The following is a 12,509-nucleotide window of genomic DNA, read 5'->3' as shown; positions in this document are numbered from 1 at the left end:
TTCACCGCGTTTTGGCGCTCTCTGGGATTTTACTCAGTAGTGTCTGTGCCTTCCCCTTTTCTCAAGCGCACGCGCAATCTCAGGACGTATTGTCTTCCGGACCGGTTCTGCTGCCAGCTCCCACTCATATTTCCTTGAGTGGTCAATCCATCCGCCTTGAGGGAATCAAGATCGTTTGGGACGGAAAGGCTACACCTCTCGAGAAAAAAGCGGCGACACGTTTTCTGGGTCGCCTGGAACAATTGCATGGTGCCGCAACGGATACGGGCCCCAAGACGGTTTTGCATATCCGAACAGGGCAAGACCCTTCATATCTGACGGTAAATGAACGAGAGGGATATCGTCTGTCCGTAAAGGGTCAGAATATTCAACTTGAGGCTGATGGGCCGGCAGGCGTGATCCACGGCTTTGCAACCATTCTGCAGCTTGTACATACCGGGCCATCAGGTCGACAGATTACGGAAGCCGACATACAGGACGCCCCAAGGTTCTCGTGGCGTGGTCTCATGATTGATGTGTCGCGACATTTCATGTCGGTTGAAACCATGGAGCGCCAACTCGATGCGATGGAGCTTACCAAGCTGAATGTCCTGCACTGGCATCTAAGTGATGGAACAGGTTTTCGCATTGAAAGTCTGCGCTATCCGAAACTTCAGCAAGCGGGAGCGCATCATCAATATTATACGCAGTCCCAAGTCCGAAGCATTGTTCAATATGCTGCCGATCGCGGGATCCGGGTTGTTCCGGAAATAGACATCCCGGGGCACACACTGTCCCTCCTGCAGGCCTACCCCGAACTGGCAGCACAACAGCCCGTATTGGTGACGGACGCTGCAGGTAGAGCCTGTACGACGAGTTCAGCGGATGGTCAGACGACTACACATTGTAACCGCAGACCCAATCTGAACAACGCCGCGCTGAATCCGGTCAGCCCTCAGGTCATTGATTTTGCAGCAAATCTTTATGCCGAAATTGGAAAGCTTTTCCCGGATCGCTATATTCATTCAGGTGGGGATGAAGTTCAGGATCAGCAGTGGCTGGATAACCCAGCAATCGTCTCTTACATGAAAGCTAACGGATACAAGGACGTCCCGGCACTTCAGGCAGCATTTACAGCCAAAATTGAAAAGGCTCTGGCGGCTCAGGGCAAGATCATGATGGGCTGGGATGAGGTTAGCGAAGCTCCAATTCCTAAAGATGTTGTGGTCGAAGTCTGGCGAAACGCAAAGTGGACCGGATCGGCCACAAAGGCTGGTCATCCGGTCGTCGTATCTGCGGGATACTATCTGGATCTATTGTACTCCTCCGCCAACCATTATGCTGTGGATCCTGATGCAACCCGTCCTGCCACTCTAAGCGCCGCAGACACTGATCGTTTACGCCATCAAACACTGGGGCGCCTTGAAAGCGCTTTTGCTCCAGACCCAGATATGGCGCCTTTGGATGAGGCCCAACGCAAACTGGTCCTTGGCGGAGAGGCCCCCTTATGGGCAGAAATTGTCTCTGACGAAATGTTGGATGCGAGGCTTTGGCCGCGTTCGGCAGCAATTGCCGAGCGCTTTTGGTCTCCGGCTACGGTTCAGGATGTTGATGGTCTGTATCGCAGACTACCTGTCATCATGAATGAACTGGAAGAAACGGGCTTACTTGCCCGGGAGCACACGGACCGCATGATCGCTGAGCTCACGCCCAGCAATATCACACCGTTGACCATACTAACGTCTGTCACTGTCCCGGTGCAGAATTATGCCATGAACCATCTTGCTGCTCCTGCAGGAGACGCGATGCTAAAGAGCCCAGCCGCCATCGCATCTCCCGATAGCTTCAGCGCCATCGAATTCAATGCACTCGCGAAGCGCTATGCGGCAGGGGATCGCAGCGTCGTTGAGCAGCTTCGCAAATCATTGAACATCTGGGCAGCCAATGATGCAGCTTATGTTCAGGTTGCGACGTCGCCTCAACTCCAACTGGCAGAGCCTGTTTCCCAACAGTTATCTCAATTGGCGGTTCTTGGTCTGGAAGCGCTCGAACCCGGCGGTCATAATCGCGCCTGGCGCAAAAAGGCACATCAGCTTTTGGCTGCACAGGATCTTACCTTGATTGATCCCACCAGTTTCGCCGGTAAGGACCGCGTGATCCCACCGAGTGGGCTGCTAATTGCTATTGTTCCAGGCATTCACACACTGGTTCAAAGCACCCGATAACAGCCCTTCTACCCAGCGCAGCAGGAACATGTCCTGCAAAGCGCCGGGTAGAACCATATGTATTATGGCTCTTGTCGATTACCCAGAAAACCAGCCGGCTTCATAACTTAGCAGTCTACGACTGGACTGTGCGGGTGCTACAGGCGGGCCCGAAGCTGCGTTGCTCCAAATGTAATGCCCTAAACCTATTTTCTTACCATCTTTCGGCATGACGAGAGACCGGCTCGAAACTTCGAAGGAAGACAACGTGCAAGGGTAGGCCCTTAAAAGCCTACCCGGTTCGTCATTATCATCAGTCCATCAGAGCAATCAGCTCAGGATCGTGCTTTAACTGCCAATCTATTGCCGTGCGACCCATAAGAGCGGATGCCGCTTCTTCATCCAAAACCACCAGACAGGACGGATGATATTGCAACGCGGATCCCGGCACAGCGGCGGTAACAGGCCCTTCAATTGTTTGTGCAGCAATGTGTGCTTTCGCTTGGCCGGTTACCACCAGCAAGGCCATGCTCGATTCAAGGATAGTTGCCGTTCCCATGGTAATGGCGCGGGAAGGGACGTTGTCTGGATTGCCATCGAACATCTCTGCATTCTGCTCAAGAGTGGTCTGAGCAAGGGTGACGGCGCGTGTTCGGCAATTCAACGAAGAAAGAGGCTCATTAAAACCAATATGTCCATTTTGGCCTAGGCCAAGGAGTTGAAGATCAATGCCTCCAGCCTCAACAATAGTGGCTTCGTAATTTATGGATTCTAAATTGACATCGTCGGCTGCACCATTTGGAACGTGAGTACGTTCCGGAGAAATATTAACCTTCGAGAACAAATGTTCCTGCATATAATATCGATAGGATTGCTCGTCAGCGCCATCAAGGCCGATATATTCATCCAAATTGAACGTTGTTACAGAAGAAAAATCCAAACCATGTTTGCAATGTTCTGCCACAAGAAGTTTATAGATTGCTTCCATCGTCCGGCCGGTTGCGAGCCCAAGGACGGATGACGGTTTCCTAAGTATCTGGCGCTTCAGGATATTGGCAGCAACGGTTCGAGCGGATGCCGCATCTGGGCAGATCAAAATTTTCATGCCTCGGAGGCTCCTGCAGGCGTTTTCGTGAGGTGAAGGTGAGTCGTTTTCATAAAAATAGCAGTCATCCAAAGCCCTATGAAGAGGTAGGACGGGATTACAAGCCCCATGAAAGCGAATGTTGTGCCAAGCCATGGGGTCAGATGAACAAAAATCTGGGGTAACACCGCGCCGCCAGAAAAAGCCATCACCAGAAAAGCCGTTGCCTTGGCCCCATCAGTCCCGGCCTCCGCCAAGACAATGGGGAAGAGAGCCGGTAAGATCATGGCGTTAGTAAACCCAAGCAACGCGACACACAGGACTGGGACCACTCCTTGTGCGGTCAATGACAGCAGACAGACGAAAACACCCAGAATGCAAGACAGGATCATATAGCGTTCCTGGCTGATAAACCGAGGAACCACAACCATTCCGACAAGGTATCCCGCCATCATAGAGGCGAGTGTCATGGCTGTCAGATACTTGGTTACGTCCAGCGACAGACCGTAAGAGCGACCGAAGAGTCCAATAGCATCGCCCGCCAGAACTTCAATTCCCACGTACAGGAACATTGCCAGCACACCCGAGGCCAATTTTAAAGGATTTCCCTGGCGTACCGGATCTTGCGTCGTCACTCCTTGTTCTATCGTGATTTCCGGGAGAGAAGATCGCGCAACAAGTATGGCCAACAATACAAGTAAACCGGCCATAACTCGGTATGGGGTATGTACGGCAGTAGTAAATTTTATAAGAATAGCATCACGTTCTGGTCCGATAGGTGCATTATGGATGCTCGCTGCCACTTCGCCGACATGTGGCATGACAATAATGGCGAACAACGCAGGAGCCACAATACCAGCAAACTTGTTCGCAACCCCCATGATGGCAATGCGCTGAGCTGCACGATCATGATCACCAAGGAAGCTCACGTAAGGATTAATTGTGATCTGAAGCAACGAAAGACCTGCCCCAATCACCGTCAGTCCACTAAGCGCGCCCGCATACCATCTTGCGTTGACACACTCCCCGAACAGGCCCGTGCCGACGGCCATAATGGCCAGCGATACAACGAGGCCATGTCTCAAGCCAATCCGCTTGGATAGCAAGGTCGCGGGAAGGGGAAAGACAAAATATGCAAGATAAAAACACACGGGAACAAGAAAGGACGCCACGTCACTAAGGTTGAAAGCAACCTGCACAAAAGTGATAAGGGGCCCATTCAGCCAGGTGACAAACCCTATGCTGAAAAAAAGGGCGGCCATGATAAGAACAGGCCGCCATCCATAAGCCCCCGCGGGGCTCGATATGGGAAACTTGAACAAAAGATTGCCCTCTCAATAGGCTGCTGACCAATATTGATGTGATCAGCAGCCTGTCGTGGGAATTAGAAGCCTGTGGAAAGCGAGACCATCGCCGCGAACACGCCACCGACATAATAAACTGGTGCGCTGGCATTTGCGGTCGCACCCGTGGAGGTCAGGTGGGCCTTGGCGTTGGAGGTGTAGCTCGAACCGGATAGATAATGGTTGTCGCCAAGATTAGTGAGGTTCAACTGAATCTGTGGGTGCTTGATACGTCCATACGAGTTCATACGGTAACCAAGTGCGATGTTTGACGTAATGTACGACGGCATCTTCTGGTCGTTCATGAACGTCGTGTACTGGGAGTCCACATATCGCAGATCAAAGTTGCCGAAGAAGTGTCCGTCATCATAGTTCAGGCCGACTGCAGCGGTGAACTTCGGGGCACCAACTGCAATCTTGCCGGCCGTCGGCAGGAGACCGCTGCCTGTGTTGAAGTCATTATCAAACGTGGAGTGCAGGAACTGACCAGACACATAGGGGCTGAAATGGTGCCAGCGCGCCAGTCCAAATTCGGCCTGAACACCACGAGACGTCTGGCCACCAATATTGATCGGAGACGCAACCATCATGTTCGTACCGGGGATGTAGCCCGTTGATGTAACCTGATGGTTCGTGATGTTGATGTTAAACAATGACATCGCAAAGTTGTAGAGTTTGTCCTGGTGACGATAGCCAATTTCTTCGCTGATCGAGTATTCAGGTTTCAGGCTCTGCGGCTGCATCACAGCATGAGCGGAATTCGGATCGAAAATCTGGGAATAGGCTTCAACAGACTCTGGTGCGCGGAAAGACGTGGTGCCGTTGATATAGATCTGATCCTGCTTGGTAATCTGATAGCTGGCAGAGAACTGCGGCAGCGGCTCGAAATAATTGCCCTGCATCTTGTAGGGATCAGCACCTGGAATCAGGTTGGTACCCTGACGTGACACCATGGCAACCCGGAATCCTGCGCTAAGCGTGAGCTTATCGTTCAGGAGCTTCTGGGTGTCAGCAATAAACAGCGTGTTGACCTGCTGCATGAAATTCAGGTCGTAACCGGACAAGATCTTGCCGTTCAGTCGGATTACGCCACCTGAGAGTCCCACACCGTTTGCGTTGACAGGCGTGAAATCTGAAAGCTCTTCATGTGTTGTATACGCGTACCACCAACCAAACGAGAACGTGTTGCTTCTGCTGATGTTCCAGTCTGCAGAAGTATTGAGGCCGCCAGTTTTCTGGTTCCAGGGATCACGGCTGGACGTCAGGATGTTACCATTAACAACCGTTCCACGGTCAAGATTGCCGTATTGTTGTGTTCCGTAATATCCGCCACTCGCAGGAATGTTCTCGCCACCAAGAGAGGGACCGAACTGGTGCACATAGTATGGTGTTACCTGGAGATGCAGGTGATCTGAGAGTGTGAAGTGCATCGGCACGACGACGAGCTGCTGATTCAGGTTCTGCTGGTTCAGCTTGTAATAAGAGGCATTGCCCGGAGAGAACGTCGGGGAGTAGGCAAAGCCAACGCCGTATTGCTTCCACTGCGCCATCGTTGGCGAGCGCCATGATGTTGCCTGCTGACGGTTATAGGAGAACATTGCAGAGATACTGTTCCCGTCGCCCCATTCTTTTACGAATTTTGAATCGACGTGATAACGGAACAGGCCACCTGGTCCACGAGCACCATTGTTATAGCTGGTGTGAGAGAAAGACACGAACCCACGAATACCTGAGTTGCCAATATTGCCCGTTTCGAGGCGGAGAAATTCTTTGTTAAAGCTGTAAGACCCGCCAGCAACATCGATAAAGCCACCAGCTTTTTTCGATGGATTGAGAGCAGACGCTGTGATCTGCCCACCGACAGCATTGTAGAATGGTGCATTCAGATCAGGCGATCCCTGAGAAACCGTAACAGCCCCAAGGTTCTCTGTATCAACCAGCGTGCTGGTATAAGGCGCATAGTTGATCGGATCGGCGAGGGGAGCGCCTTCGAACAGGTAGCCGATCTGCGTCTGGTTCAGGCCCCGCATCTGAATATGATCGCCAGTAATACCGTAAGGGTCTTGGCTCGAAACGGTAACGCCAGGAAGGTCCGCAACCAGTGACGTAATATTGGAAGAGGGTGACTGCTTGGCGATAAAGTCACGAGTGATTCCACTCTGGGATCGTGGAGCCGTCTGATGCGGCATGAGACCGCCGCCAGGGGTGCGGTTCGTAACGCCCGTTGCTGACAGAGAATGGGTTGTAACCGAAATCTCTTCCACCGACGGGGTAAATTGCCCCAGAACGGAGGGGCCTGGGCTTGAAGAGTTGGAATGTCGCGACGTGGCAGAAGCCTTGGTGGTTGAGGAGCCCTTGGATGAGGCGGGGGCAGCTTTGTTATCCTGTGCATTTGCACTTACGCTCACGAGGCTGGCCATCGTGACACAGGAAACCAAAAGCTGACGGAATGTTATGCGCATTGTGACAACTCCACTCTACGGCCCGTCTCAGCGCCGCTCTTTCGTTTCTTTGTGGCAATCATCATGCAGAGCCGTGTTTTAGTACGCAATAGGTCTCAAAGAAGCGAAACTTAATTCACAATGCGAACAAAACAATTTTCGATCTGAATTCGAAACTGTTGCTAAAAAAGCACGAATTTTGATGGTTTCTTTTGTCCAGGGTCGTTTCAGACATCATCCTGACCAAAAATGAAATATCGCGCGGCAAGACTGGCCGCGCCCCTTGCAAAACTATCCGGCTCAAAATCACGGAAATGAATCATGGTCCGTGCGCCGACGCGATTCAGAATGTGGGATTCGGCTTCGTGAAGAAGTGCATGGCCGTAAACCCCGTTTCTCAGTGCTGCGTCGAGCATGACGACAACGTGGCTTGGATCCAGCATTTGGATGAGTTGCGCCGTTGCGATACCCATAGCCGATCCTGCGCGATGCAGAATTGTCAATGCTTCAGGGTTTCCGCTAGTTGCCAAGGTTGTTAGCTCCTGAGCGCCGGTTGGAAGTCCTAGTCTTCGCGCTGAGTTGGAAATAGCCAGCAGTGAAGCAACGGTCTCCAAGCACCCCTTGTTACCGCAGCGGCAGGGAAGGGCATCGGAATTTTCCAGCGTCACAGGGGCGTGCGAGATTTCTCCGGCCCCTCCAGAGTTCCCCCATAACAGCTTCCCGTTGACGATATGCGCGCATCCGATGCCATGGCTGACAAAAACCATGCTGAAATCGGGGCTGCCTCTGAGCGGACCAAAGAGTTCTTCGCCCAAGATCAGGGCCTTGGCATCATTTTCCACCCAGGTCGGAAGACCCGTCTTCTCTGCCATGGCGGTGCCGATGTTTATATCCCTCCAGCCTAAAGCAGTGCAGGCAACACACGTATGTCTGTCCCTTGAGACAAAGCCAGGGAGCGCAATCCCAATTCCGGAGAGCTTGTCGCCTATTTCTCCCATAGTCTGGCGTAGGTGTTCTGTGGCTTCGGCGAGGGTGCTAATGCACTCTTCTGGGTTTGCAAGGCGAGGCAATTCCACGCGCGCATGAACCGTACCGTGCAGGTCCGTCAAAACGAGAACCATCGGATCGTCCTGCATGGAGATGCCGATAAACCATGCTGCATCAGCTCTAACAGCCAATGAAACCGATGGTCGCCCCACACCAAAAACAAGCTCTCGCTCGGACAGGATGTCCTTGTCGAGAAGGTCACGGACCAGACCCGAAATCGTGGCTTTGCTCAATCCGAGAAACTGAGCCAACTCAGTTCGGCTTTTCGACCCTTCACGACTGAGGGTACTGAGGATCTGGTAGTGGCCAGTTGAGAGCATTGGTTTTCCTGTTCGTCCCATCAGGAACGCGTGGGGTAGGATAGTTTTTTGTCTAAATTATAAACCAAGGAATTACACCAATATATTTACAAAGACCTTTCCAATCTCTAACCCGATAACGGGCGTAGTGAATCTGCGTCATTAAACCGACCTGTCTGTGAGACTTTGGCTGCATGTTTTCAGGTTTGGTCGCCTTAATTTCAAACGGACGCATATATGATTCTCTGTGCAGATATAGGTGGCTCATTCATTGATTTCGCCGTCGTGAAGCCAGGGGGGAAGCTGGAACACCGGGTAGCTGTACCAACCCCCGTTGATGATCTGGAAACATTTGTCGCGGCTCTTGTCACGCTTTGCCTTCCGTGGCCGGGAATTCCACTCCACATAGCGATTGCAGGGGTCGAAAACCCTGAAACCGGTATTGTGCATGCTGCCAACATTCCGTGCCTTAGACAGGCTCCACTAAGAGAACTCGTAAAGAAAAAAGCCAATCGGACCGTTTTGATCGCCAATGATGCAGATTGCTTTGCGTTAGCTGAAGCCCGATTTGGTGTTGCTCAGGGCCACAACAATGTATTTGGCATCATTCTAGGGACAGGCATTGGCGGTGGCCATGTCCTGAATGGTGAGATCGTGAACGGCCTCGGTGGAATTACAGGAGAATGGGGCCACTCTCCTGTTGTTTTAGCTCCACCATTCATGAAGTGTGAACCCGATCATTCAGATGTTGTTCCGCTGTTTAAATGCGGTTGCGGCCAGTCAGGCTGTCTGGACACGATAGCGGGTGCAAGAGCACTTGAACGGCTGCATCTTTGGGCCGGAGGAGAATCCATTGATAGCCGCAGCATCCTGGCCGCGTGGGAAAGAGGAGAAAAACAGGCAGAACGGACGCTCTCAGTCTACCTCTCTTACGTTTCTGCTTCTCTGGCACATGTTATCAACATCACGGGCGGCAGGATCCTTCCAGTCGGAGGTGGGTTAGGGAATTCCCGTAGTCTCATCATTGCGCTTGATCGTGCCGTGAGGGACAAAATCCTTTACCCCACCACCAAGCCACTTTTGGTACAGGCCACATTGGGAACCGAGGCAGGCCTGCTGGGTGCAGCGTGTCTCATTAGCAAGTAGGCAAAATTGCCAACCCGAATGAGATTAGCGCTGTGAAAAGTGATAACACTCTGCGAGAGGCGTCCTGACGCTTGATAAAGCGGCGCATAGTCCAAAATGTTACCATTCGTGAAAATTGCCCGACTCAACATGCGAGCCAAGAGTTTCTGGCATCTCTATAGGACACAGTAAGCCTCCTACCGTGCAGCAGAACGGGCTTGCGCCTCTTTTGGCAAACGATTGCACGCCATCCGTTTCTTCTTCATAATAAAATGAATCTCATGTGCAAATACCTCGCTTTCCGGCCGGAGAGAGAGATGACGGAAGGAGCCTGCATGAAAACGGGAACTGATCTGATTACGTTCTATAATCCCGAATTCTGGGGGGTATCTTCCGAAGAACAAATTCAACTTCTTGCAGAGAAAGACCCTCGCTTTTTCTGGACAAAAATTCTGGATACGCTCTCCGGCACTGGCGTCAGCGGAATAGAACTAACATTCCCTCCCTTTAATTGGGAGAGTGCACTGCACGCTTTTGGCTCCAGAGAAAATCTGCTCCGCGAACTCAAAACCAGAAATCTGGAGATTTGGTCGAGTTTCTTTGCGGATCTGGACCGCATCCCGTTGTCAGAGCACCGTTCAGCAGAACCAAAAATTTTGAAGGCGGTGGCTGCAGCGGCAGAGTTTCTCGCTTCCGTAGGGGGGAAGATACTGGTCATTGGCCTTCCGTGCCGAACAACGTGGCTTTCGGAGCCAGTCCAATTCGTCGATATGGCACTCGCTCAACCCATGGCGGATTTGTTAAATCAAATGGGTGCAGTAACTGCACGTGCAGGTGTAACTCTGGCTTTGCATACAGAGGCAAACTCCGTCTTCTGCGCCCCTCGGGATGTAGATCTGTTCATGCTCCTGACTGACCCACGCTATGTTTCTCTTTGTCTGGACCCAGCGCATGTCACCATTGAAGGCGGCGAGCCGGTCAAATTACTGGATCGTCATCTTGAGCGCGTCGTGGCGATGCACTGGAAGGACGCTTCGGGTATAATGCCGCTTACAATTACAATCGATGAGACCATTTACGTTCAGCATCGCCCGTATTTCCGCCCTATAGGGCAGGGCAGTGTCAATTTTCCAGAGCTGGCAAATCTCCTGGAAAAGACGCCTTTGAAATGTGGCCCCATCCTAGAAATGGATTCTTGCGCCCATCCTGCAGAAGTCCTGGAAAGTGGTGCCAGGTTCATTGAGAGCATATATGGCCATGCAGAGAGGCCCTGTGTATGAAAGAGGCCACATATGATGTGATTGTTGTGGGGTCCGGGGCCGCAGGAAGCTTTGCAGCGAAAGAACTTGCAGAGCAGGGGTTATCAGTGCTGGTCCTTGAGGCGGGACAACGGCTTAAGCAGTCTGATGTCGAGCCGCGTGCCGGTCGAAACTGGGCTCATACAGCCCTTTTCCCTCGCGTGAAGGCAACGCTTTTGGGGCAGCCGATTCAGGCCCGCGTCGCCTTTTTCAAAGAGCAACTCAGGCACCTTTTCGTCAATGATTGGGCACACGGCTATACGACCCCCAAGGGACGACCATTCCTCTGGATCCGCGGGAAGCAGACAGGTGGCCGGCTGCATGTCTTTGGGCGTGTCCTTTTCCGTTGGTCTGACGCAGACTTCAAAGGGCGAAGCTCCGGAACGGGAACCGACGACTGGCCACTGTCATACGCCGACTTGATGCCATTCTATGAAAAAGTAGAGCGATTTCTTGGAATTTGCGGGAATAATGATGGGGTAAACACTGCTCCTGACGGCATTATGGCTGAGCCTGCAATCCTGACACCAGAGGAAAGAGGGTTTCGAGCCACAGTAAAAGCACGCTGGACAGATCGCCATACAGTGGCATGGCGCTTCAACCGTTATAACAGTTCGCCATTGCCGGCCGCTTTGGACGCCGCCCTCGCAACCGGACGAACAACGCTTCAATCTGAAGCGATCGTTGAACGGATTGAAACCGATCCCGTCAGTGGAAAGGCGACGGGTGTAACCTTTATCCATCGCCGAACACGCAAACGCCGCACCGTTGCTTCGAAAGCTGTTGTAGTTTGTGCATCCCCCATTGAAAGCGTCAGGTTGCTTTTGAACTCGCGTAGTCCACGACATCCTTCAGGGCTTGGAAACAGTTCAGATGTGCTCGGCCGATATTTTATGGATCAATGTGCAAATCTGATGTTTGGACGCTGGCCCGCTACAGTGCGTGAAGGCTTACCGGAAACACTGCCCCAGCATCCTCTGTTTGGCCCCACCGGCGGCATATATGTTCCGCGATATGCGAACATTGGAAATCACCGGGACGCGTCTTTCTCCGGTGGCTACACTTATCAGGGGTCGATTGGTCGTTATGCCGGTCCGGATGCTCAGGGATATCTGCCCGTTACCCTCATGGGTTTCGGCGAAATGCTTCCGTATGAAGACAATCGGATTACGCTGAATTCCTCCCGTAAAGACCGTTGGGGCATTCCTCTCCCACATATCAGTTGCGGTCTTCACACCAATGAGCGCGCGATGCTGGAACGCCAGATTCAGGATAGTGCGGACATGATAGAAAGTGGTGGCGGGCTGGTGGATTTCTGGGCCTCCCCACTGGGCTTGGGGCAGAAAGGCGCGGGCATGTATCCAGACCAGCCCTGGCCGATCCGGTGGTTTATGCGAAAAATGTTTCCAAAAAGTCTGATAATGGGTGCTGCCATTCATGAAAGTGGCGGGGCAAGAATGGGGACTGACCCTGCAACGTCGTACCTGAATTCATACGGACAATGCTGGGAAGTCCCCAATGTGTATGTCACGGATGCATCCAGTTTTCCGACAGGAGGATCGCTCGGAACGACGTTGACAGTCATGGCACTAAGTATTCGTGCCTGTGAGCATCTAGCCAAAGAGTTAAAGGCGGGACGCCTCTAAAGAGTAGCTCGATACGACGTTCAAATTCATTCCGCTATTGGAG

Annotated in this window: 8 protein-coding genes; 4 read left to right on the top strand and 4 right to left on the bottom strand. The window is 52.3% G+C overall.

Translation table 11 applies throughout. From position 1 onward, the window contains the following. Positions 1-89: 89 nt before the first annotated feature. Positions 90-2,204 carry a beta-N-acetylhexosaminidase gene (locus JN414_RS10550; protein WP_237389987.1) on the top strand — a complete coding sequence of 705 codons (2,115 nt, stop codon included), beginning with the start codon at positions 90-92 and terminating at the stop codon, positions 2,202-2,204. 292 nt (positions 2,205-2,496) lie between these two features. Here the strand turns inward: JN414_RS10550 and nagB are convergent, their stop codons facing one another. The 4 genes from nagB to JN414_RS10530 all read right to left on the bottom strand — a co-directional run bounded on the left by nagB (position 2,497) and on the right by JN414_RS10530 (position 8,418). Further along, positions 2,497-3,288 carry a glucosamine-6-phosphate deaminase gene (gene nagB / locus JN414_RS10545; RefSeq protein WP_202207832.1) on the bottom strand — a complete coding sequence of 264 codons (792 nt, stop codon included), beginning with the start codon at positions 3,286-3,288 and terminating at the stop codon, positions 2,497-2,499. After that, positions 3,285-4,529, bottom strand: coding sequence for a glucose/galactose MFS transporter (gene gluP, locus JN414_RS10540; RefSeq protein ID WP_202207831.1), 1,245 nt, complete (start codon positions 4,527-4,529; stop codon positions 3,285-3,287). The genes nagB and gluP overlap by 4 nt, the downstream gene beginning before the upstream one ends. 122 nt (positions 4,530-4,651) lie before the next feature. Beyond that, positions 4,652-7,072: a TonB-dependent receptor gene (locus JN414_RS10535; protein ID WP_202207830.1), complete on the bottom strand. Its 2,421-nt coding sequence runs from the start codon at positions 7,070-7,072 to the stop codon at positions 4,652-4,654. Between the two features lie 206 nt (positions 7,073-7,278). Further along, a complete protein-coding gene (locus JN414_RS10530) occupies positions 7,279-8,418 on the bottom strand; it encodes an ROK family transcriptional regulator (protein ID WP_202207829.1) in 1,140 nt (379 codons plus the stop codon). 216 nt (positions 8,419-8,634) lie between these two features. Here JN414_RS10530 and JN414_RS10525 point away from each other — a divergent pair, with 216 nt between their 5' ends. The 3 genes from JN414_RS10525 to JN414_RS17195 all read left to right on the top strand — a co-directional run bounded on the left by JN414_RS10525 (position 8,635) and on the right by JN414_RS17195 (position 12,466). Next, positions 8,635-9,543 carry an ROK family protein gene (locus tag JN414_RS10525; protein WP_202207828.1) on the top strand — a complete coding sequence of 303 codons (909 nt, stop codon included), beginning with the start codon at positions 8,635-8,637 and terminating at the stop codon, positions 9,541-9,543. Positions 9,544-9,857: 314 nt separating this feature from the next. Continuing rightward, a complete protein-coding gene (locus JN414_RS10520; RefSeq protein WP_202207827.1) occupies positions 9,858-10,802 on the top strand; it encodes a sugar phosphate isomerase/epimerase in 945 nt (314 codons plus the stop codon). Further along, positions 10,799-12,466, top strand: coding sequence for an FAD-dependent oxidoreductase (locus tag JN414_RS17195; protein ID WP_202207826.1), 1,668 nt, complete (start codon positions 10,799-10,801; stop codon positions 12,464-12,466). The genes JN414_RS10520 and JN414_RS17195 overlap by 4 nt, the downstream gene beginning before the upstream one ends. The last annotated feature ends 43 nt before the right edge of the window (positions 12,467-12,509 follow it).

This window comes from Gluconobacter sp. Gdi, assembly GCF_014132155.1.
Classification (GTDB): Bacteria; Pseudomonadota; Alphaproteobacteria; order Acetobacterales; family Acetobacteraceae; genus Gluconobacter.
This window is presented reverse-complemented; position numbering and strand designations above follow the sequence as displayed.